The following is a 23,570-nucleotide window of genomic DNA, read 5'->3' as shown; positions in this document are numbered from 1 at the left end:
AATTACTATTTAAAGCTTTGGAGAGTTTATGTATAAAATATTATTCCTAATATTTATTTCACTTTTTTTTGTTTCTTGTAGTTCAAAAAATAATGCATTTAAATATTTTGAAAAAGATGAAATTGAAACGAAAGGTGTTCAATACACTAAAAAAACAGATATTTTAACAAAAGAGAATGAAGTAGATGTTATTTTTTGGGCAACTTATTTAAATAAAGTTGATAAGAAAATTTCTGATACAAATGAAGAATTATTTCTAGTTTCAGTTTATTTTACGAATAAAGAATCACAAGATATTTTTGAAAACAAATATTCATTTTTCTTAAATGAAATAGAGCCAATTTCAGTTGAAAAAGTTGAAAAAGATAGTGAAAACTTTAAAAGTTTGATGTTAAAAAACAATTGGGGAAAATATTATTTAGTAAAATTTACTAGCCAAGATGTTTATAATTTAACAATCAAATTAAAAGATCAAGGTTCTAATTCGGCTCTATTAAATTTTGAAAAATAGTCGATAAATCAATTCTATTTTCACTATTTAAGTAATTATTATAAATGTAATAGTTAGCTAACACTTTTTTTCCATATTCTCTTGTTTCTGCAAAAGAGATTAATTCCATACTTAAAAAAGGTTCAAATCTATTTTTTTTAGCAAATAGACCTTTTTTTAGTTGAGTTTTTGTATATCCAGCCCCACCATTATAAGCATAAGCCATAAATAGAGGATTATTATTAAATTGTTTCATTAAATCATCTAAATGATAACTTCCATATCTTATATTAATATTTGGAATAAATTGTTCATAAACATTGTAGTTTTCATTTAGTTTTTTTGCAATATCTGACGATAAAAATGGCATGATTTGCATCACACCTTGAGCAGATGAAAATGAAATAGATGAAGGGATAAAATGGCTTTCTTGTCTTGCTATTGAATAAATCAATACTTGTTTATCTACATCATAATTTTTTACGATATTTCTATAGGGCGTAATAAAATATTGTTTTTTATATTTTGTAAATCTTTCTAAAATAAATGCATGATGAGCTAATGTACTATCATCTGAAAATAAATTTTCATATTTTTGTAATTTTTGTTCATCAAAATTCTTTTTTGTATCATCTAAAACCTTCATCCATTCAAAAGGGTCATATATATTAAACGATGACTTTGTATTTTTTAGTGGAATACTAAACTCAATATTGTCGATTTCTACATTGAGTAATTCTTTAGCATACAATGAATATATATTATTATCCCAACTTAAAGCTAATTCTTCAAGATATAACTGATTTTGTGTTAATAAATAAAGCCAATATAGTGATTTATCTTTATGTGTTTTTAAATAAGATTTTTTATTTGCTTCATTAAAAAATTTTAATGCAATATTTAAATTATTGTTATTTACAGCATTAATTCCCAGTGAAAATAGATTTTCAGAAGTCATTTCGGGATTATTTTCTATACTTAAAAGTGATTTTTGTAAATTAGTTAAACTCGTATCATAAATTACATATCGAAGAAATCTTTCAAAATTTTTACTTTTTGCAATTTTATCTACTAATTCTTGATTTAAAGATTTGTTGAAAAATTTGCTTCTATATTCTTTATTTAAATCAAAAAATAATCTAAAAAATCTATCTATATCTGAATTAATCAAAGAATAAAAAGGATTATCAGATGCAATAATTTGTAAATCTTTTTTTAAAGTAGGGTAGGCATCGAGTTTATTAATAAAAAAGTTTAAATCATTTTTTGAAATTTCAGTAGCTTCAATCAAAGATAATCCTAAAGCAATACATTTTGAATCTTCTTTTTTTAATTGTTCAATTGAAGCTCTATAACATTTTAACTCTTCAGGAGGTAAAGTTTTAAATTTTTTATTATAAACTTTTTTAACAGTAGTATTTGATTCGTTAGCCATACTATAAGCTATTTTTGCTTCTTCTATGGATATATCATCTTGTTCTAAATATTGAAGAATAAAGAAATCTTTTGCATGGGATTTTGGTTTTTGTTCAAGCCATTCTATAGTAACTTTAAAATCTTCTTTAAACATATCTGTAGTGTTTATCGAGGCACTTACAGATATATTAAATAAAAAAATTACACTAACACTAAATAAAAGTTTTTTCATAGACAAAGAATAATATTAAAATAATATATTTTTTAAAAAAGTTTCTAAAAATATTAATGCAAAAATTAAAATAATTGGTGCTAAATCCATTCCACCAAAAACTGTTGGAATATATCTTCTAATTAGAGCATAGGCAGGTTCTGTTAATCTATAAAGCATTTGAACTATTGGATTATATGGATCTGGTTTAACCCATGATAAAATAGCTGAAATAATAATAACCCACTTATATAAAAATATAATACTTAAAACAACCGTAAATACAGAACTTAATAATGCATCTATCATTTTATAATTTCTCCTAAATAATTTTTAATTAATGGATAAATATCTGAAATATTTACTCCATCATTCGCACCTGTTAAAACATATTTTAAAGGTTTAGTTAATTGTTCTTTTAAAGATGTTTTTTCTGTAATATATTTTTTTAATTCTTCAAAATCATCAAAAAATGGTGCTGTTTTTAAACACTCTTTTAGTTTTAAACACTCTTCTTCAAAACCTGCAAGTGAAGTTTTTGGTGCAAAGATTAAAGCAATTTTTTCTTTTATTTCTTTTATAGTATTTACTTCTTCAAGGAAATTTTTTGCAAGTTTTCCAATATCAGCATCAGCAAAACCTAAAATTTTTGATAATCTCATATCATCAATAGTTTCTAAATGTTTTTTATTTATAAATCTTAGTTTATCAATATCAAATTTTACAGCACTACTTGAGATATTTTCTATCTTAAACCATTCAATTGCTTCTTCAAGGCTAAATATTTCAGTTGGAGTTTTATTTCCTATTAAGACTAAATAATTTGCAATTGCACTTGGTAAAAAACCTTCATCAATAAGCCATTTTACAGAACTTACATCATTTTCACCAGTCAAAGCATCTAAAATAACTGGTAAATGTACATATTTTATCTCTTTTGTATAACCTAAAGATTCTCTAATATGTATCTGTTTTGGAGTATTTGAAACATGATCTTCACTTCGAATAATAATTGAAATATCCATAATCATATCATCAACCGCACAAGCATAATTATATGTTGGAGTTTTATCTTGTCTTAAAATAATAAAAGAATCAACATCAAAAGGTGTATAATCAAAATTACCTTTTAGTAAATCAGTAAATTTTATATTATGCTCTGGTTTTTTAATTCTTACTGTAAACGGAGCATTTGTATTTAAAACTGTTTCATCGCTTAATGTTTCACAAAATCCATCATATCTAAATGTTTTTCCATCTTTTATAGATTCTTCTTTTAATTCATCTAATTTTGTATCAGAACAAAAACAAGCATAGGCTTTTTTTTGAGTCATAAGTTGAAGTGCCATTTTTTGGTGATATTTCAATGAATCACTTTGATACATAACACTTTTATACTCTATTGAGAAAAGATTTAGAATTTCTAAAACTTCTTTATCTTTTCCTTCAATATTTCTTTCAACATCTGTATCTTCAATTCTAATAATTAAATCTTCATTTAATTGTTTTGACACAATATAGTTAAAAATAGCAACTCTTAGGTTACCAATATGCATATCTTCTGTTGGACTTGGTGCAAATCTTAACAAAATTATTTCCTTACTATTGAAAATGTTAAATTGTTAATTTCACTGTGAGATTTTATATAGTTATTTAAATCAGTTAATTCTAAAGTTTGAATTTTTTCTAATTCTTTTTTTGAATAATCTGGTTCTAAACCTCTATAATATAGCGTAAATGCTCTGCTTAATCGTTGAGATAATGTTTCATTTCTTAAAGGTTCACTTCCTGTTAAAAAGTTTTTAGCAGCACTTAATTCATCTTGAGTTACACCATTTTTAACAAAATCTTCAATTATTTCTCCAACTAATTTTTTAGCTTCATCTGAAGTTTCATTTTTTGTTTGTAAATAACCATTAAAATACGAATGAGATTTATTTATAGAAATAGAACCATAAGCACTATAAGCTAATCCTCTTTTTACTCTTATTTCTTCCATTAATCTTGAACCAAAACCAGAACCACCTAAAATAAATGATGCTACTTTTGCTTTATAATTTTCTTCATCTTTAGAATCAATATTAAAAGAACTTCCAAAATAGATATAAGCTTGTTGAGTGTCTTTTATTAATATTGTTTCTTCTTTTTTAGAAGTAAAATTTACTTTTTCTAATTCAACTTTTTTACCAACATTTAATGTTTCTAAAAAAGGTTTTACTAATTTTTCAAATTCTTTTAATTCATAATCTCCACCAGCAACAATAATTAAATTTTCTAAACAAACAGTTTGAGTTATAAAGTTTTCTATATCTTTTAATTCAATGTTAGAAATAGATTCAATTGTTCCAGAAGCTGGATTTTCAAGAGATGTTCCTTTAAATAGTATTGATTTTAATTGGTTATTTGATACATAATCAAAATCATTTTCTTTTCTTTTTAACGAACCTATTTGCATAGTTTTTAACTTGTTTAAAGTATCTTGTGAATAATTTGGTGATTTTAAAAGTGCTGTTAAAAGTTCAATTCCTTTTTTTGATTGTTCTTTTAAATTTGATAACTCTATAACAAAAGTTTCAAAACCATTTGAAGTTGCTAAAGAAATTGCATTTTCTTCTAATTTTTCTGCAAATTTAGTAGCTCCTAACTCTTTTGTTCCTTCGTTTAAAAGTTTTGAAGAAAGATTTACTAAACCACTTTTATTTTTGTCCTGAATATATCCTGAGTTTTGAAAAACCAATTGTAAATTTAAAATCGGTAAAGCTTTTTGTTCTTCAAAAATTACAGGTATTTGTACACCTTTTATATCAATATGCTTTATTGTAGCACTCATTAAATTTCCTTGTAATATTAAGAGGATGAATAAAAAATAATATTTTATTTTCATTAGATTTAGAACCTTTCTAAAATCTCGTAAGCTGTATTTCTTTTTGCAGGATTTTCACCTATATCTTTTATAAGTCTTATCATCTCTTCTTGATTCATTCTGTTTGATGCTCCTGCTGCTTTTACAACATTTTCTTCCATCATCGTACTTCCTAAATCATTTGCTCCAAATTTTAAAGCCAATTGTCCAACATAAGAACCTTGTGTTACCCATGAACTTTGCATATTTCTAAAATTATCTAAATAAAGTCTTGCAACTGCTAATAATCTTAAATATCTATTTGAAGATTGAGGTTTGATATCTGGAATTTCTGCTTTTAATTGTGTATTTGCACCTTGAAAAGACCACATAATAAAGGCTCTAAATCCACCTGTTTTATCTTGTAGATTTCGTAAAAGTTCCCAATGTTCAATAATTTCTTCATCAGTTTCAACTGTTCCAAACATCATTGTAGCTGTTGTTTTCATACCAATTGAATGGGCTAATTCATGAACTTCAATCCATTCAAGGCTGTCCATTTTATTTGGAGCAATAATGTCTCTTACTCTATCACTTAAAATTTCCGCACCAGCTCCTGGAATTGAACTTAAACCTTTTACTTGAAGTCTTTTTAAAACTTCTAAAATAGAAATTTTTGATACTTTAGCAATATATTTAATTTCAATTGCTGAAAAACCATGAATTGTAATTTGTGGATATTTATTATGAATGTGTCCAACTAACTCTTCATAATAATCAATTTTTAGTTTTGGATGAACTCCCCCTTGAAAAAGGATTTGTGTTCCACCAATTTCTAATAATTCATCAATTTTTTGATCAATTTCATCAAATTTTAAAACATAAGAATCTTCATCTCGTCCATGTCTATAAAAAGCACAAAATTTGCAATCAACCCAACAAACATTAGTATAGTTGATATTTCTATCAACTATAAAAGATGTTGTTCTATCAGGATGAAGTTCATTTTTTCTTTTTGTTGCTAATTCACCTAATTCTAATAAAGATGCATTATTAATTAAATCAAGTGCATCTTTATTTGTTAATCTCTTACTTTTATCAATATTCATTGTTTTAACCACTAAAAACTAGAACCCAAAGAGAATTCAAATGAAGAAGTATCATCACCTGGTTCATCATCAAGAGCTCTTGAGAATATTAACTGTAATGGTCCCATTGGAGAAATCCACTCAAGTAAAGCTCCTGTTCCTGATCTTTGAATATCATCAAATGTATCTTGACCTATCATCCCATAATCATAGAATAATCCCCATCTCATTTTAGCACTTGGAATTAATGGAAAACTCATTTCAACAGAGTTAGCCCATAAATTTTTATAAGGATCTACTCTTTCTCCACTTTCATTTTGAGGGAAAGCATAAGATTTATATCCTCTTAATGTTTTTGCTCCTCCAAGGTATAATGAATCACCTTGATTAATTTGTCCATTGTCAACTAAAATTTTCATTTGTGTTTTTAATCTTAAAACCCAATCAAGCTCAGCTAAATCTTCAAGTGAATAAAAATATTTTCCATAAGTAGTTGATTTTAAATATCTAGAATCTCCACCAACCCCAGCATATTCAAGTGATGTTCCAGCTTTTATACCTTCTCTTGGGAAATAAAAATCATCTGTATTATCAAAGTTTAAATAAGGAGTGATTGAACTTGAAATATAATCTTGTGATTTATAAGGATTAGTTATTGTCGAAATATCATCATAATCATAATCTTCAGTAACAAAATCTAATCTATATCTAGCCCCAGCATATAAATCTCTAACTATTTGTTTTCCAATAGCAACTGAGAAACCTTTTGTATCAATATTTGAATCATATTTATCTCTATTAATTTCTGCTTCAGTACTATGAACTTCAACTTCACCATTATAATCACTATCATTAATTGCTGGATTTTTTAAACTTAACTCAAATCTACTGCTTCTTGCTGATAAATCTGCACTTAGACCTAAACCTAAACCTGAACCAAACATATTTGCTTCGTTAATAGATCCATTAACCATCATTTTATCGTAAGAGCCATAACCTCCACCCAACATTAAAGAACCAGTTGCTGCTTCTGTAACTTTTACTATAATGTCAAGTTTTTCATCACTAACTCTTTTTTCTTCAATAACTACATTTTCATAGAATCTTGATCTTTTTAATTTATTAGTTGAGCTTTTAAAGTCCGTTAAGTTATATAAATCACCTGGAGCTAAATAAACATCTCTTCTTACAACTCTATCAAGAGTTTTTGTATTTCCAGATATTTTTACATCGTTGATGTATACTTTTTTCCCTGGAATTACATTATAAACAACATCAACTTTTTGATTTTTTTCATCTTTTATTAAATCAAATTTAACATCAACAAAAGCATAACCTTTATCTGCAACTTGAGTTCTAATATATTCTTGATCAGCTCTTAGTTTTTTAATATTAAAAGTATTTCCAACAATTAATTTTAATTCAGGATAGATTGTTTCAGGATCAACAATAGTTGAATCGAGGTATATTTTTATACCACTAGTAGTATATTTTTCACCTTCAGCTATAAAAAAGTCTAATTTTGCTTGATTTGAAGCAAAATCTATGTCTAAAAAAGGTTCTTTTACTTGAGCATCTAAATAACCTTTTTCATAATATAATTCATTAATTCTTTTTGAATCATACTTTAATTGGTCAATTTTTACTTCACCATCATTTTGTCCAAACCACCAAGAAGCAAATTCAATTTCTTTATTTGCAGTTACATGATCAAAATCATCTTGTTCTAATTTGTCTGCACCATGATAATTAGCTTTTTTAATTATTATTTCATCACCTTTATTTACGTTAAAAGTAACTTTTAATGATTGCTCATTGATTCTTTCAATTTCAGTTTCAACAACTGAATTAATAAATCCTTCACTTTCTAGCATACTAAGAAGTTTTTCTTTTGCTTCTTTTACTCTTTTCTCAGTATACATAGCACCTTTTTTTAAATTCATAGCACTTCTAACAATATCTAAATCTTCAGGTCTAGATTTATAGCCTTTAATATCAACACTTGCTATTGAAGGTTTTTCTTTGAATATAAATTTTAAACTACCATTTTCATTTAAAACTGTAATATCATCGAAATAACCATACTTATAAAATTTAAGTACAGCATCATTTAACTTATCTTTATTGAGTTCTTGACCAACTTTCATTGATAAAGTTTCATTTAAAATTTCTGGAGATAACTTATTTACATCTTTATATTCTATAGATTTTATTGTATCTGCGCTTAGTGCCGCTGCACAAGCTAAAGAAAATAGTACGACTTTATTTTTCACAACTATCCTTAATTTCATTATAGGTCAATAATATAGCTAAATATTCTTTATATAAATATTAAGATATAATCTTGTTTCAATTAATTAGAAGGGTTATATTTTGAATATTGGAATTATTGGTTTAGGACTAATGGGTGGTTCTTTGGCAAAAGCTGTAAAAAGATATGGTATTGCAAAAAAAGTTTATGGTTTTACAAATAGTGAAAAAAATAAAAAAGATATTTTGGAATTAAATTTAGTTGATGAATTAGTAGATTTAGAAACATTAAAAAAAGTTTCTGATGTTATTATTTTAGCAATTCCTGTTGATGCAATAATTGGTATGTTTCCTGATTTTTTGGATATAGATGAAAATACAACTATTATTGATATGGGTTCTACAAAAGAGTATATTGTAAAAAGTATTCCAACAAAAATCAGAAAAAATTTCATCGCTGCTCATCCAATGACAGGAACTGAAAAATCAGGACCCAAAGCTGCTATTGATGATTTATATGAAGGAAAAACTGTTGTTTTTTGTGATTTAGAAGATAATGGAAATTTACATGTAAATAAAGCATTTAGAATTTTTCAAGAAATCGGAATGAGAATAGTTGTAATGGATAGTAATCAACATGATATTCATGCTTGTTATATCTCACATTTACCCCATATTATTTCTTTTTCCCTTGCAAATACAGTTATGGGACATGAAGATCCAAAATCAATAATTGCGCTTGCTGCTGGTGGATTTAAAGATATGAGTAGAATTGCAAAATCAAGTCCACGAATGTGGGGAGATATTTTCAAACAAAATAGAAAAAATCTTTTAGCTTCAATAGATTTATTTGAAAGCCAACTACAAAGTGCTAGAAAAATGGTTGAAGATGAAAATTATGAAGAGTTAGAAGAATGGATGAAAAAAGCAAATACTTTGCATGAGATACTATAAAATTAGTATCTCCTTTTAATTTATACTGTTTATTGCCTCAAAAACTTTTATAGCTTGAAAATGCTCTTTTACATCATGGCATCGAATAATTGAAGCTCCATTTCTAATTGATTCTAAATGAATTGCAAGAGTTCCAGCAAGTCTGTCTTCAATAGCTGTAGGAATTATTTTATTTATCATTGATTTTCTACTTGCCCCAATTAATAATTCATATCCAAAATGGGAAAAATGTTCTAAATTTTTTAGAAGTAATAAATTATGTTCAAGTGTTTTTCCAAATCCAATTCCAACATCTAAAACAATATCTTTTATTCCAAAACTTTGGGCTTTTTCAATTTGATTTCTTAAATATTCATCTATTTCTAAAATCACATTTTCATAATATGGTTCTTGTTGCATATTTGTAGGATTATTTTGCATATGCATGATTACGACTTGTGCATCATACTTTGCAGCAATTTTACAAACTTCATCATTTTCTAGACCTGTAATATCATTTACTATTTTAAAGCCATGATTTAAAACATAATCTATAACTTTTGGGGCATAAGAATCTATTGAAAAATCTACTTTTTCATAATATTTGTTTTTATAAATAGTATCAACAATATCTTTTATTCTTTGAAGTTCTACATCTTCAGGAACAGCAATACTTCCAGGTCTACTTGAAACAGCGCCAATATCTATAATATTTGCACCATCTTCTATCATTTTTTCTATTTTTAAAGAGGCTTGTGAATTATTAAATCTACTATTTTTAAAAAATGAGTCTTCATTTGCATTTAAAACACCCATAATTTTTGTTTTAAAATTATGTTCTTTTACATAATCTTTTAAAGATTTTGCTAACTCTTTTAAACCAAAAGGTTGAGCTAACTCTTTTCTTGCTAAAGTTTCAAAATGTTTTGTAGTTCCAATTAATACAGCATCTACATATTTATCACGGGCAATTATAACACCACTTGGAACTGCTAAATCTGCACCAATAGATAAAGCATCTTGTTTTAAAATATTAGCGGCTCCAACATGCATATTTTTTATATATAAAGTATGAAGTTTTGATTTTTTTGAAAGAATTGAAATACCAGTAATATCACAACCTAAATTTTCATAAAATTTTTTTGTATCATTTAATGATATTTTATATGTTTGCATATAAAACCTTTTTAATGTTTATTTTTTTGATTTGCCATTGATAAAAGTAGGGTAGTTAGAACATTTATAGGTCTTGAATTTAATTCTAATAATTTTATAGATTTTGAGAAAAAATCAAGTTCTTTATGAGATAATTTGATTTTTTGTTTATTTACTTTTATTAAAATAGACTCAACAATATCTTTTGCTTCATTTTTTGAAATTTTTTGATTATCTTTTAAAAAATTGTAAATATCTTTTAAATCTAATTTATTTATATCTAAAATAGATTCATTTTTTAAAATAGACTTTTTTAGATATTTATACGGTAATCTTGAATAAATTGTTGGTAATAGCGATGATTTTGAATTTGTAATAATTATAAATACAACATTCTTAGGGGGTTCTTCTAATATTTTTAATAAAGAATTTTGAGCTTCTTTTCTAAAAGTTGAACCACATAAAAATATATATTTTTTTTCACTACTTGCAATATAAGCTTCTTTTATTGCTTGGGTTGCTTGAATTAATAAAAACTCTTCTTTTTCTTCATTTTTAATGATTCTTGTTGAGTGAATAGGGTAGTTTGGTAATAACTCAGATAAAGTAATTTCAATATCATTAACTATTAAAATAGTCGAATAATCAATAAAATTCATAAAATTAGTTTTCTACATTTATTTCAGCAAATAAAGAAGCACTTACTGATTTATTATATAATCTAAACATTTGTAAAAGTTTCATATCTAAAGCTTCATCATTTGATTTTAGATTAAAAGCATCTTGTTTTTCTTCATCAAACAACCATAAAAAAGAGTGTTTAGATACTTTTGGAATAACTGCTCTTACATCCTGACTTCTTCCAATATACCAAAAACAATATCCATTTGGGAAAGAGATACTTAACATATCTTTTATATATGAAATATCTTCATCAGATTTAACTGTATCAATATATCTATAAAAAGATTTAAAATCATAATATGGCAAAAAAGGTCTGTTTAATTTTGTAGAATTAATATTTCCTAAAACATATTCTAAAAACCATTCTCTTTCTTTGTCTGTAACAACAATTATTGAAAATCCTCTTTCCAATAAATTATGAATATTTTTAGATACTAATGGTGTCCATTCATATTTTTTCTCTTCCAACCAAGGAGATATTAACCTATCTTCCCTGATTGTATCAACGGTCCAATTTAAAAATTCTTGCACTACTATTTATCCAAAGCATAAGCATCATGTAATGCTCTTACAGCTAATTCTGCATATTTTAAATCAATAATCATAGAAATTTTAATTTCACTTGTTGAAATAATTCTAATATTAATATTTTCACTTGCAAGGGCAGTGAAAGCTTTTGAAGCAACACCTGTATGAGATTTCATACCAACACCAACAATTGAAACTTTACAAATAGCTTCGTTATAATCAATATTTTCAGCTTGAGTTTTAAATTTTTCCATAACTTTTTTACAAATTTGTAAATCAGTAGTAGGAATTGTAAAATCTAAATCTGTTTTACCATCAACACCAACTGTTTGAACAATCATATCAACATTTATGTTTTCATCTGCAAGTGAAGTAAAAATAGAAGCTGCAATTCCTGGTTTATCAGTAACTCCATACATTCCAACTCTTACTTGATTTTTATCTAAAGCGATTCCACTTACAATTGGTTTTTCCATAATATTTTCTTCCTTTGTTATTAATGTACCTTCAACTTCTGGCGTGAAGCTACTTCTTGATACTAAATTTACATTTAATTTTTTCGCCATTTCTACTGATCTATTTTGTAGAACTTTTGCTCCTAAAGATGCTAATTCTAACATTTCGTCATAAGAGATTTTGTCTAGTTTTTTTGCTTTTGGTTCAATTCTAGGGTCTGTTGTATAAATACCATCAACATCAGTATAAATCTCACAAACATCGGCTTCAATAGCTCCAGCAATTGCAACAGCAGTTAAATCTGAACCACCACGACCAAGAGTTGAAACTCTTAATGTATCTAGTGCAACACCTTGAAAACCAGCAACAATGATAATATTTCCATCTTTAATTGCTTTTTTCATCTCAGTTGTATCAATTGATTCAATTCTTGCTTTTGTATGGGCATTATCTGTCATAATTCCAGCTTGTCTTCCACTCATAGAAGTAGCTTTATATCCCATTTCATTTAATGCAATTGATAAAAGTGCAGAAGTAACTCTTTCACCTGAACTTAAAAGCATATCAATTTCATCTGCTTTTGGAGTTTTTGAATAATATTCAGCATATTCTATTAATTTGTTAGTTTCTCCACTCATTGCAGATACAACAGCAATAACATCATGACCTTCGTCTTTTATTTTTTTAATGATATTTGCAACATTTTGAATTCTATCAAGTGTACCAACACTTGTTCCACCAAACTTAAGTACTTTTAACATCTAATTTTTATCCTTTTTAAATATAACCTTCAGTTTTAAAATATTGTAGAACTTGCTTATAAACAGTTCGTTTGAAAAAAGTTATATAATCATAAATATTTTTAGTAGGCACAAATTTATATTCGCTAAATTCAGGAATCTCTGTGTTTATATTTATTCTAGCGCCTTTTTTAAGTTTAACTAAATAATATTTTTGTCTTTGTCCATCGTAAGGATACATCCTTTTTGCAATGGCAGCGGGAAACTCATAAGATACCCAACTTGGATATTCTGCTATGATTTCTACATCCCTTGTTCCGATTTCTTCTTCTAATTCTCTAAATAGTGCTTCTTTTGATGATTCACCCTCATCAATGCCCCCTTGAGGAAATTGCCAAGCATTCTCCACGTCAGTTCTTGAGGCTATAAATATTTCACATTTATGAGGATATTTTGCTGATAGTACAATTGCGGCTACATTAGGTCTAAATTTTTTTTTCTCGTTGTTAATTGTGTTTTCATTTTTATCAGTCATAAATATATTTTCCCTTATAATTAGCCAGATATTTTACAAAAACTAGGATTAAAAATTGCTTTTATATATACACATTCCCTTTTGCGACAGTAAATGTTTTTACTGCGCTTTTAATTCATACACAGATAGATTTCACTTAAAACACGAATATATGAATGCATTAAAAAAACAACTAAAAAACGACCTTGAAAATTATGTAATTAAACATAATAAAAAAATAGAAACAGTGTTCATAGGTGGTGGAACTCCATCAACAATTAAAGCTTTTGAATATGAAGAAATATTTGAAATGATAAAACCATATTTGGAAGAATTTGCAGAAATTACTACAGAAGCAAATCCAAATTCTGCTTCTTATGAATGGCTAGAAAGTATGAAAAATTTAGGAGTAAATCGTGTAAGTTTTGGAGTACAAAGTTTTGATAATGATAAACTAAAATTCTTAGGTCGAGCACACAATAGTAATAGTGCTATAAAGGCTATACAAAATGCCAAAGAAATAGGATTTAAAGGGATTAATTGCGATATTATTTATGGTGTTCAAAATGATACAATGGAAAGTTTAAAAAAGGATTTCGATACAGCTTTTTCTTTACCAATTACACATTTAAGTGCTTATTCTTTAACAATAGAAGAGGGAACAAAATTCTTTGATAGATCTAGTGTAAAAATTGATGATGAAGAGTTATCTTATGAAATTTTTGATTATATAAATAAAAATGGTTTTCATCAATATGAGATTTCAAATTTTGCAAAAAACAAAGTTTCTGAGTCAAAACACAACTATGGTTATTGGCAACATAAAGAGTATTTAGGAGTTGGAGCGGGAGCTGTTGGATATGTAAATCAAGAAAGACATTATCCTTCTAAAAGTATTGAAGAGTATATACAAAATCCTTTATTTTTTGATGTGGAAAAAATTGATTTAGATGATGTAAAAACAGAAAAAATTCTACTTGGTTTTAGGTCTTTAAATGGGGTTGAAATATCTCTTTTTAATGAAGAAGAAATGAAAAAAATTGATGATTTGATTCAATATGACAAAGTTTATATTGAAAAAAATAGAGTTTTTAACAAAAACTTTTTACTTTCTGATGAATTAGCCTTATATATTTTGGATTAATCTATTAATCAAACTTATAATATAATCCAAACTTTTAAAAGGTAAAAACTAAATGACGATAAAAGACACAATAAGAAAATATACAAATGAACTAAAACTTATAACCCATATTCCAGCAAAAGAAGTTGAAATATTGATGTTACATCTTTTAGAAAAAAACACAATCTGGCTACACCTAAACTACAATGTTGAGTTCGAAAAAGAAAAAGAACTTGCAGTTTTAGTAAAAAAAAGAGCTACTAACTATCCTTTGGAATACATTATAAATAAGGCTTCATTTTATGGGGAGATGTTTATTGTAAAAGAAGGAGTTTTAATTCCTCGACCTGAAACAGAAATTTTAGTTGAAAATGCAGTTGAAATATTAAAAGATATTAAACAACCAATAAAAGTTTTAGAAATAGGAACTGGCAGTGGAATAATATCTGTAATGCTTGCAATGTTGATTGAAAATATAAAAATTATTGCAGTTGATATAAATGAAAAAGCAATAGAGCTAGCAAAACAAAATGCTATAAAACATGGTGTTGAAAATAAAATAGAATTTAGATTGAGTAATTTATATGAAAATATAAATGAAAATGATATTTTTATGACCATTTCAAACCCTCCATATATTGCAAATAATTATAAACTTCCAACAAATGTAAAATATGAACCATCAAATGCTCTGTTTGGTGGAGATATTGGGGATGAACTTTTAAAAGATATTATAAAACAAACAAGTGAGAAAAAAATCCCTTATTTACTTTGTGAAATGGGATATGATCAAAAAATTCCTTTGGAAAACTATTTCAAAGAGTTTAATATTGAGTCTTACAGTTTTTATAAAGATTATGAAAGTTTTGATAGAGGATTTACTCTAAAATTTAAAATATAGAAAAAGGAATAAAAATGTTCAAAGAATTTAATTTAGAAAATTTAGAAAACTCAAAAGAGTTATTAGAAAACATATTAGATGAAAATAGAAAAAAGATTGCTGATTTATTAGAAATAGAAAATAAAACTTACAAAAATTTTGTTTTACCATTTCAAGAAATAGGGGAGAGTATTAATGATTTTTTAACTCCAATCTTTCATATTGATTCTGTTAAAAATTCAGAAATAACTACAAAAGTATATGAAGAGTGTATCCCTGTAATCTCTAAATATGAAACTGAGATTTCTCAAAATGAAAGTATTTATATATCTTTAAAAGATATACAGTTTAAAGAACAAAGTACTTTAAATAATATACAAAATAAAGTTTTAGAAAATGAGATAAGAGACTTTAAACTATCAGGTTGTCACTTAGAAAATAACAAAAAGAAAAGACTTGAAGAGATAAGTTTAAGACTTAGTGAACTATCTCACAAGTTTTCACAAAACCTTTTAAATGCTACAAATGCTTTTGAAATGATTATTGATAATTTTGAAGATGTAAAAGAGATTCCAACTTCAGATTTAGAATTAGCAAAATTTGAAGAAGAGGGAGTTACAAAATATAAGTTTACTCTTCAAATGCCATCATATTTAGCATATATTACATATGGAACTAATAGAGAAAAAAGAGAAGAAATTTATAAAGCTTATTGTACAAAAGCTCCTGAAAATGGAAAAATTATTGAAGAGTTATTATCGTTAAAATATGAAAAAGTAAAAATTTTAGGATTTGACTCTTATGCACAATATTCACTTGCTACAAAAATGGCTTCAAAAGAAGAAGAGGTTATTTCATTTTTAGAAGAATTAGGAAGTAAAGCTAAAAATAGGGCAAAAGAAGAATTAGAAGAGATAAAAGAAATAGCAGCAAAAGATGGCATAACTGATTTTAAATCTTTTGATATGTCATATTATTCTGAAAAACTTAAAATGGCTCAATATGATTTTGATGAAGAATATTTTAGACCATATTTTGAACAACAATCGGTTTTAAATGGTTTCTTTGACTTTTTACACCAAATGTTTAATGTTAAATTTACAAAAGCAAATACTCCTGCATGGGATGAAAAAGTAAAAGTTTATGATTTAAGTGAAGATGGTAAAACAATTGCTAGAATTTATATAGATTTAGAAGCAAGAAAAGATAAAAGAGGTGGTGCATGGATGAATAACTGGCATTCACACTACAGAACTTCAGATGGTGAAATAAAGCTTCCAACAGCATATATTGTAGGAAACTTCCCACAATCAACTAATGAAACACCATCACTTTTAAGACACTCTGATGTTGTAACTTTATTCCATGAAATGGGTCATGCATTACATCATTTATTAAGTAAAATTGAAGAACCATTTGTAAGTGGAATTTCTGGAGTTGCTTGGGATACAGTTGAGTTCCCATCACAATTTTTAGAGTATTTTTCTTATGATAAAGAGGTTTTAAAACTATTTGCAAAACATTATGTTACAAAAGAAGTTTTAGATGATGAGGCAATTGACAAAATCATAAAAGCAAAAAATTTCCAATCTTCATTGGCAACTCTTAGACAAGTTGAATTTGCATTGTTTGACTTTAAACTATATCAAAAGCTATACAAAACTGAAAATGAAATACAAGACTTATTAGATTCTATTAGAAATGAATTTGCAGTAATGATTCCACCAAAATATAATAAATTTCAAAATGGATTTTCTCATATATTTAGTGGTGGTTATGCAGCTGGATATTACTCTTATAAATGGGCAGAAGTTTTAAGTGCAGATGCTTTTTATATGTTTATCGATTCAGGAAATATTTTTAATAAAGAACTTGGAATAAAATATAGAGATACTATTTTAAGCCAAGGTGGTTCATATGATATGGACAAGTTATTTTTCAATTTTGCACAAAGAGAACCAAATATAGATTCTTTACTGAAAATTGATGGAATTATTAGCTAAATTTTGCAATAATACCGCTCTTAATAATTATACCAACAAGGATTTAATAACATGACAAACGCAGAAACAATTTTAAAATTAAATGAAGCTTTAAGTACTCTAATTAAGGCATATGAAGAACTTCAAGAAGAAAATACTGGTTTAAAAGCTAGAATAAATGAATTAGAAGATGAAGTGCTTGAATTAGAATCAGCAAAAGAAGATTTAGAGAAAAATGTTGATGAGTTTAAAGATCATACTCAAAAAGATAAATCAAATATAAGTACAATGTTAGGTAAAATTGAAAGTATTTTAAATAAAAAATCTTCAAGTAATACAAATTCAAATGTAACTTCTTCTACACCTACTACTAATACAGTTACACCTGAAGCTTCAAAAGAAAAACTAGAAGAAAAGAAGGATGATATTTTTAGTAACACAAGTAATCCTTCAAGTCCAAGTAGTTTATTAGATAATTTGAAAAAAGAAGAACCTAAAGAAGAGAGTAATAGCAATAAAATTGATTTAAATAGAATGGCTTCTTTATTAAATGGCTTTAATCACTAAATAGTATTTATGATTACCCAAGTAAATAAAGACTCTTTATTTAATATATTTGGAGTTAAAAACTTTGAATTATTACATAGTGCTATAGATAATATGGCTCCTTCTTTAGTTGAATATTATTTATCAAGTCTTACAAGTGATGATGAACTATATTTTAACAAAAGAGATATTGAGGAGTCTATTTTTATAGGGGATTATAGCTTATACATAGACTATAGCAAAAATATATATTTGGAGTTAAATTCCACTACCGAAGAGATTACTCAATCTTTTTGGTAGTTAAATTTTTTACAGGTTTGATATTATCATATTTTCTATACCATTACATTTACCAATATGAGGTAAAAGAATAAATTCTATTTCAGGGTATAATTTCTTAAATTTCTTAATTTCACAAGGAATATCTTCTTGAACATGTTTTCCTGCTGCTAAAAAGTATGGAAATAATTTTATTTTTTTACAATTGTTAGCAATGGCTTTATTTATTGCTACAAAAACCGATGGTTCAGTAAGTTCTAAAAAAGCATGAAAAACTAATAATTCATTATCCACACTGTTTTTTATTTTCGAAACAATATCAACAATTTCATCATTTGAACTTTTAACTTTGCTCCCGTGAGCTATAATTATTAAAGCTTCCATTTTATAATATCTCCTTTTGTTTTATTCTACAATTTTTCTTTATTTTTTACAATTTATTTCAATAAAGTTCTAAAAAATTTCAGTCGTTTTATATAATCTATCTTTATCAAAATGTGTATAAATCCTAGAAGTATTTATATCAGCATGTCCTAAAGCTTCTTGAACTAAAATCAAATCATGGTGTTTTGCATAAAGTAAAGTTGCAAAGCTATGTCTTAACATATGTGCACCATTTTTTTCTTTTCTAATTCCTGCACTTATTAAAATATTTTCTACAATTCTACTAACATAAGCTTGTGTTAATCTTTCACCTTTTTGGTTACAAACTAATAAATCACTATTACAAATTCTCATATCTAACCAATATTTTAAATCATTTTCAATAATAGAACTTTTTATCATTACAACTCTTGGTTTATTTCCTTTTCCTTTTATTTGAAGTAAATAAACATTATCTTCTTTAAAGATATCCTTCATTTTAAGGTTTAATATTTCACTTACTCTAACACCTGTATAAATAATGATTTTTAAAATAAGTCTATTTCTATAAGCAATATTATCCGTAAATTCAAAAGTATCAATAGCATTTAAAAACTTATCAATTTCAGACTTATTCATAAAAGAGGGTAGTTTTGTTCCACTTTTACCACTTAATCCACCCCAATTTTTTAACTCTATTTTAAATAAATACGAAGTTCCATCTTCATTTTCATTTTGTTTATCTATATAAGAAAACAGTGCTAATAAAGCAATTCTATGATTTTTCTTTGAAGCATCAGATAAAGCACTTGTTTCGCTGGCTAAAAAATCACTTAATAACTCTTCATCTATTTCTTTCATAGATGCAAGTCCTAAATTAAGCGTAAAATTGTATAATTTAAATAGGGGATTAAAATATGTATTAATGCCAGCTAAACCTATATTTCTAGCTTCTTTTACGATAATACTTAATTCATCTATAGATTTTGTTCCTTTTACTAATGATTGAATTATCGTTGCTAACATTTGTTTATCATTAACTTGTCTATTTGAAAGAGTTGTTAATTTATTTCTTATAAATCTTTCAATCCAAAAAAGAAGAGTTTTTTCAAAAGTATTATTAAAATCTAATTCATATCTCATATATTATCCATTTAAGTGATTTAGGCTATTCTATCAAAATATATATTAATTAGTATTGAAAACTATAATTTTCAAACTAAATTGAATTTATCTCTCTCTTTAACATTAAGGCAATAAAATGGCAAATAAACCAAGTAATGGTAAAAATGAACATATTTTATAAATAGAAACTACTCCATAAATATCTATAAAGTATCCTAAAACTGCAGCACCAATTCCAGCTAACCCAAAAGCTATACCAAAAAATAATCCTGAAATAGTCCCTACTTTTCCAGGAATAAGTTCTTGAGCATATACTACAATAGCAGGAAAAGCCGAAGCTAACATAAATCCTATAATTGATAAGAATATTGTAGATAAATAAATATCTATATAAGGTAAAGCCAATGTAAAAGGCACTATTCCAAAAATCGAAGCAAAAATAATAGCTTTTCTACCAAACTTATCTCCTAGTGGTCCTCCAAATATAGTTCCTAATGCTACTGAAATTAAAAAATAAAATAGATGATATTGAGCTAATTCTGCACTTATGTTATATTGATGAATTAAATAAAACATCAAATAATTACTTATACTTGACATATATAAAAATTTAGAAAACATTAAAATAAGTAAAATCCCTAAAATAAAACTTATTTTTTGTTTTGAAAAATTTTGTTTTATGATTGTAGTTTTATTTTTAATACTTGCATGATAATTTTTATACCATGAACCAACATAAAATAAAATAGGAATAGATATTAATGCAAGAATTGAAATATAAAAAATACTATGTTGTCCATTAGGTAAAACTAACCAAACTGCTATTAGTGGACCAATAGCACTTCCAAAGTTTCCTCCTATTTGGAAAATTGATTGTGCTAATCCATATTTTTCACCAAAAGCTGCCATTCTGGCAATTCTTGAAGCTTCTGGATGAAATATTGAAGAACCTATTCCTATCATTGTGGCTGATGCTAGTATGAGATAATAATTTGTTGCAAAAGCTAAAAAAGTTAATCCTAGAAAAGTACAAAACATAGAAAATAGAATAGAATATGGTTTATGATATTTATCAGTAAAAAGCCCAACTAAAGGTTGTAAAATTGATGCTGAAAGTTGATAAACAAAAGTAATTAAACCAATTTGAGTAAAAGTAAGCGAAAAATCATTTTTTAGCATAGGATAAACAGCAATCATCAGCGATTGCATTGTATCATTCGCAAAATGTGCAAAACTAATTAAACTTAGAATTTTAATTTTTGTATTTCTCTTTTCCATAAATATTTTTAATTTCTCACAGAAATAAAAATATTTTTTTCTGCATAATTTTCTAATTTAATATGCATTTTTATTTAATTTTTCCTTTTGAGAAATCAATAATATAATCAGCAATTTCATCTAAATGGACAATATCTTTTACAGCTCCTGCTGCAATCGCTTTCATAGGCATTCCAAAAACAACACAACTTGCTTCATTTTGTGCTATGGTATATGCACCATTATCAAATAATTCTTTCATAGCAATTGTTCCATCATCTCCCATACCAGTCATCATTACTGCCATAGCAGCACCTCCAACTGTATTATTAACAGATCTAAACAAAACATCAACACTTGGTTTATGTTGACTTACTTTTTTTGTATCTAAAAGTTTTGTTCTATATTCATTTCCATATTTTTCAATAGTCAAATGCATATTTCCAGGAGCTAAATAACCATGCCCTTTTTCTAAAATCATACCATCTTTTGCTTCACAAACTTCTACTTCAGAATTATCATTTAATCTATGAGCAAATGAGTTTGAAAACCCATAAGGGATATGTTGTGTAATTAAAATTGGAGGTAAATCTCCAGGTAATCTTTTGAAAACTCTGAGTAAAGATTCAACTCCGCCTGTCGAAGAACCAATTGCTATTAATTTCATTCCAGCAAATTTAGCAGCTCTTAATGGAATCACTTCATCTGGATGTACTTTATATTCTATTGGAGAATTTAATTTTAAATCTTTTTTTGTCGCAACAGGTTTTTTTAATGTGTATCTTTTTAAAAGAAATGTTAAATTTAATAGTGTATCTTTTATTCTTTCTTGAAAAGATTGCATGCTTTCACCAGTATCTGGTTTTGGAATAAATCCAACAGCTCCATCATCAAAAATATCATTTCCTCTAACACCCTCACCTGAAATTACAACAGCAGGCATTGGATGAAGCCTCATTAAATTTCTTAAAAAAGTAACTCCATCCATTTTTGGCATATTAATATCAATCGTTACTAAGTCTGGTTCATATTCTTTAATTTTTTCTCTTGCATCATATGCATCAGTTGCTACACAAACAACTTCAAATTCATCAATAGAATTTATCATATCTTTTATAATTCTTCGCATTGATGGCGAATCATCTATAACTAAAACAGTATACACTTAATTTACCACCCTACTTTATTTTAGAAAAGTTCTATTTCCATTTCTGGTTCAGCTTCTTTACTATGAATACCAAATAATTCAACTGCTCCAGCATATTCTTTGATAACTGGTGCTTTCGTAATTTCTTGTTGTAAAAATTTCTCTTCAGATAAAATTTTACTATCTGTTTCAGATTTTTGTGTAACTTTTATAAATGTTTCAAATTCATTAGCTAATAAAATCAATCTCCCATGCTCTCCACGAGTATGTTCACTAATTAATTTAAAGCCTTCTGATTTACAAAAATCTTTAGCAAATTCTACATTTCTAAATCCAATAGATTGAGAAGATAAATTTATTTGCATAATATCAGCACCACCTGATATTTTTGCAATCATATTTCCTTTGCTACACCCTAATTTATACATTTCATTTAGCATAGCTTCAACTGAATATAGTCCATATTTCATATCATCATTTGTATTATTAGTTTTTGGTAATAAAAAATGATTCATACCTTTTATTTTTGTAACTTTATCGTAAAACATAATAGCTACACATGAACCTAACAATGTTTTAAAAGCTATTTGTTCAGCATCATTACCAACTGCAAATTCACCACCAATTACTGTATGAGTTGGGAAACCTTTAGTTTTCTGTGTAAATCTTACAGCTGAAGTTTTTTCAATACTTCCATCTTTATGACCTATTACAATCATAGGATTTCCTTTTCTTTTAGAAAAATATTTTGACCTACTCTTTTAACATAATTAACTAAATCTTGTGGATTTTCAGAATGTCCAAGATAAAGAGTCCCACCAATTTTAAGATGTTTAAACAATTTTTTTAAAATTTCATTTTGATCTTCAACCGAAAAATATATTAAAACATTTCTACAAAAAATTACATCAAATTGATTTTTAGAAAAAGGATATAAATTATCATTTAAATTCATTACTTGAAAAGCAATCATTTTTTTTAAATCATCATTAACTTTTATTAAAACTTCTTCACCAGCAAGATTTTTCTGAACTCTTCGTTTAAAATATTTTTGTGGTTTTATCCACTCTGGAAATTCTTTTGAAGATTTTGAATATCTATAAATTCCATTTGCTGCATATTGTAAAACATTTGTATCAATATCTGTAGCTATTATTGAAGCATTAATACTTTTGTTTAAATCTTCTCTTGCTTTTAGTACAGTCATTGCCATAGAGTAAGGTTCTTCTCCTGTTGAAGAAGCAGAACAATACATATTTATTTTTTCTCCACTAGCCGCAAACATAGGTAAAACCCTATCTTTTAAATCAATAAAATGAAAATCTTCTCTAAAAAAATGTGTTTTATTTGTTGTAAAAGAATTAATAAATTCAGTTACACTATTTCCTTGTTCAATAGAGTTTAGAAGCTCCATGATATCACCAGAAAAACCACAATTTCTTTTTAATTTATCAATTCTATTTGAAATCATAATATCTTTATTCTCAGAAAGAGTAATTCCTGTTAGAGAATAAAGAAGCTTTTTTACCTTATTATGTACATCTTGAGTCGTATATTTCAT

At 26.3% G+C, this 23,570-nt stretch carries 24 protein-coding genes; 7 read left to right on the top strand and 17 right to left on the bottom strand.

What is annotated here, in order from left to right:
• Positions 1-28 precede the first annotated feature (28 nt).
• Entirely contained in the window at positions 29-511 is a 483-nt protein-coding gene (locus ASUIS_RS06905; protein WP_118886332.1) for a hypothetical protein, read from the top strand.
• Here ASUIS_RS06905 and ASUIS_RS06900 read toward each other — a convergent pair.
• From ASUIS_RS06900 to bamA, 6 genes are read right to left on the bottom strand one after another with little or no spacing between them, the layout of a single operon-like run.
• The gene (locus ASUIS_RS06900; protein ID WP_118886331.1) at positions 480-2,138 is read right to left on the bottom strand and encodes a lytic transglycosylase domain-containing protein; all 1,659 of its coding nucleotides are present in this window, start codon (positions 2,136-2,138) and stop codon (positions 480-482) included. The genes ASUIS_RS06905 and ASUIS_RS06900 overlap by 32 nt on opposite strands.
• Before the next feature lie 15 nt (positions 2,139-2,153).
• Positions 2,154-2,426: a YggT family protein gene (locus ASUIS_RS06895; RefSeq protein ID WP_118886330.1), complete on the bottom strand. Its 273-nt coding sequence runs from the start codon at positions 2,424-2,426 to the stop codon at positions 2,154-2,156.
• Entirely contained in the window at positions 2,423-3,706 is a 1,284-nt protein-coding gene (gene gltX / locus ASUIS_RS06890) for a glutamate--tRNA ligase (protein ID WP_118886329.1), read from the bottom strand. The genes ASUIS_RS06895 and gltX overlap by 4 nt, the downstream gene beginning before the upstream one ends.
• A gap of 2 nt (positions 3,707-3,708) precedes the next feature.
• Positions 3,709-4,947 carry a M16 family metallopeptidase gene (locus tag ASUIS_RS06885; RefSeq protein ID WP_192894477.1) on the bottom strand — a complete coding sequence of 413 codons (1,239 nt, stop codon included), beginning with the start codon at positions 4,945-4,947 and terminating at the stop codon, positions 3,709-3,711.
• 59 nt (positions 4,948-5,006) lie between these two features.
• The gene (locus ASUIS_RS06880; RefSeq protein ID WP_118886327.1) at positions 5,007-6,068 is read right to left on the bottom strand and encodes a dehypoxanthine futalosine cyclase; all 1,062 of its coding nucleotides are present in this window, start codon (positions 6,066-6,068) and stop codon (positions 5,007-5,009) included.
• 11 nt (positions 6,069-6,079) lie between these two features.
• A complete protein-coding gene (gene bamA, locus ASUIS_RS06875; RefSeq protein ID WP_226799874.1) occupies positions 6,080-8,320 on the bottom strand; it encodes an outer membrane protein assembly factor BamA in 2,241 nt (746 codons plus the stop codon).
• Positions 8,321-8,420: 100 nt separating this feature from the next.
• Here bamA and ASUIS_RS06870 point away from each other — a divergent pair, with 100 nt between their 5' ends.
• Positions 8,421-9,251, top strand: a complete 831-nt coding sequence (locus ASUIS_RS06870; RefSeq protein ID WP_118886325.1) for a prephenate dehydrogenase — start codon at positions 8,421-8,423, stop codon at positions 9,249-9,251.
• A 15-nt stretch (positions 9,252-9,266) separates the two neighbouring features.
• Here the strand turns inward: ASUIS_RS06870 and folP are convergent, their stop codons facing one another.
• From folP to ASUIS_RS06845, 5 genes are read right to left on the bottom strand one after another with little or no spacing between them, the layout of a single operon-like run.
• Positions 9,267-10,406, bottom strand: coding sequence for a dihydropteroate synthase (gene folP / locus ASUIS_RS06865; protein ID WP_118886324.1), 1,140 nt, complete (start codon positions 10,404-10,406; stop codon positions 9,267-9,269).
• An 11-nt stretch (positions 10,407-10,417) separates the two neighbouring features.
• The gene (locus tag ASUIS_RS06860) at positions 10,418-11,044 is read right to left on the bottom strand and encodes a DNA polymerase III subunit delta' (RefSeq protein WP_118886323.1); all 627 of its coding nucleotides are present in this window, start codon (positions 11,042-11,044) and stop codon (positions 10,418-10,420) included.
• Between the two features lie 4 nt (positions 11,045-11,048).
• Positions 11,049-11,600: a HobA family DNA replication regulator gene (locus ASUIS_RS06855; protein WP_118886322.1), complete on the bottom strand. Its 552-nt coding sequence runs from the start codon at positions 11,598-11,600 to the stop codon at positions 11,049-11,051.
• A gap of 2 nt (positions 11,601-11,602) precedes the next feature.
• Positions 11,603-12,814: an aspartate kinase gene (locus ASUIS_RS06850; RefSeq protein WP_118886321.1), complete on the bottom strand. Its 1,212-nt coding sequence runs from the start codon at positions 12,812-12,814 to the stop codon at positions 11,603-11,605.
• A 16-nt stretch (positions 12,815-12,830) separates the two neighbouring features.
• Positions 12,831-13,328: an RNA pyrophosphohydrolase gene (locus ASUIS_RS06845; RefSeq protein WP_118886320.1), complete on the bottom strand. Its 498-nt coding sequence runs from the start codon at positions 13,326-13,328 to the stop codon at positions 12,831-12,833.
• 55 nt (positions 13,329-13,383) lie between these two features.
• On the opposite strand from ASUIS_RS06845, the gene hemW reads away from it, so the two are divergent.
• The 5 genes from hemW to ASUIS_RS06820 are packed head-to-tail and all read left to right on the top strand — an operon-like array spanning position 13,384 to position 18,138.
• Positions 13,384-14,451: a radical SAM family heme chaperone HemW gene (gene hemW, locus ASUIS_RS06840; RefSeq protein WP_118886319.1), complete on the top strand. Its 1,068-nt coding sequence runs from the start codon at positions 13,384-13,386 to the stop codon at positions 14,449-14,451.
• Between the two features lie 52 nt (positions 14,452-14,503).
• Complete coding sequence (gene prmC / locus ASUIS_RS06835) at positions 14,504-15,331, top strand: peptide chain release factor N(5)-glutamine methyltransferase (protein WP_118886318.1); 828 nt, start codon at positions 14,504-14,506, stop codon at positions 15,329-15,331.
• Positions 15,332-15,345: 14 nt separating this feature from the next.
• Positions 15,346-17,313, top strand: coding sequence for a M3 family metallopeptidase (locus ASUIS_RS06830; protein WP_118886317.1), 1,968 nt, complete (start codon positions 15,346-15,348; stop codon positions 17,311-17,313).
• Positions 17,314-17,364: 51 nt separating this feature from the next.
• Positions 17,365-17,859, top strand: coding sequence for a hypothetical protein (locus ASUIS_RS06825; protein WP_118886316.1), 495 nt, complete (start codon positions 17,365-17,367; stop codon positions 17,857-17,859).
• A 9-nt stretch (positions 17,860-17,868) separates the two neighbouring features.
• A complete protein-coding gene (locus tag ASUIS_RS06820) occupies positions 17,869-18,138 on the top strand; it encodes a hypothetical protein (RefSeq protein ID WP_118886315.1) in 270 nt (89 codons plus the stop codon).
• 9 nt (positions 18,139-18,147) lie between these two features.
• Here ASUIS_RS06820 and ASUIS_RS06815 read toward each other — a convergent pair whose 3' ends face one another.
• The 6 genes from ASUIS_RS06815 to ASUIS_RS06790 form a co-directional block, all read right to left on the bottom strand.
• Positions 18,148-18,501, bottom strand: a complete 354-nt coding sequence (locus ASUIS_RS06815; protein WP_118886314.1) for a sirohydrochlorin chelatase — start codon at positions 18,499-18,501, stop codon at positions 18,148-18,150.
• A 69-nt stretch (positions 18,502-18,570) separates the two neighbouring features.
• Positions 18,571-19,623 carry a tyrosine-type recombinase/integrase gene (locus ASUIS_RS06810; protein WP_118886313.1) on the bottom strand — a complete coding sequence of 351 codons (1,053 nt, stop codon included), beginning with the start codon at positions 19,621-19,623 and terminating at the stop codon, positions 18,571-18,573.
• A 105-nt stretch (positions 19,624-19,728) separates the two neighbouring features.
• Positions 19,729-20,883 (bottom strand): MFS transporter, encoded by a 1,155-nt coding sequence (locus ASUIS_RS06805; RefSeq protein ID WP_118886312.1) that lies wholly within the window; start codon positions 20,881-20,883, stop codon positions 19,729-19,731.
• A gap of 70 nt (positions 20,884-20,953) precedes the next feature.
• Complete coding sequence (locus ASUIS_RS06800) at positions 20,954-22,027, bottom strand: protein-glutamate methylesterase/protein-glutamine glutaminase (RefSeq protein WP_118886311.1); 1,074 nt, start codon at positions 22,025-22,027, stop codon at positions 20,954-20,956.
• A gap of 23 nt (positions 22,028-22,050) precedes the next feature.
• Positions 22,051-22,728, bottom strand: a complete 678-nt coding sequence (locus ASUIS_RS06795) for a chemotaxis protein CheD (protein ID WP_118886310.1) — start codon at positions 22,726-22,728, stop codon at positions 22,051-22,053.
• Complete coding sequence (locus tag ASUIS_RS06790) at positions 22,725-23,570, bottom strand: CheR family methyltransferase (protein WP_118886309.1); 846 nt, start codon at positions 23,568-23,570, stop codon at positions 22,725-22,727. Before ASUIS_RS06790 ends, ASUIS_RS06795 begins: the two co-directional genes overlap by 4 nt.

It is taken from the genome of Arcobacter suis CECT 7833 (genome assembly GCF_003544815.1).
Classification (GTDB): domain Bacteria; phylum Campylobacterota; class Campylobacteria; order Campylobacterales; family Arcobacteraceae; genus Aliarcobacter; species Aliarcobacter suis.
This window is presented reverse-complemented; position numbering and strand designations above follow the sequence as displayed.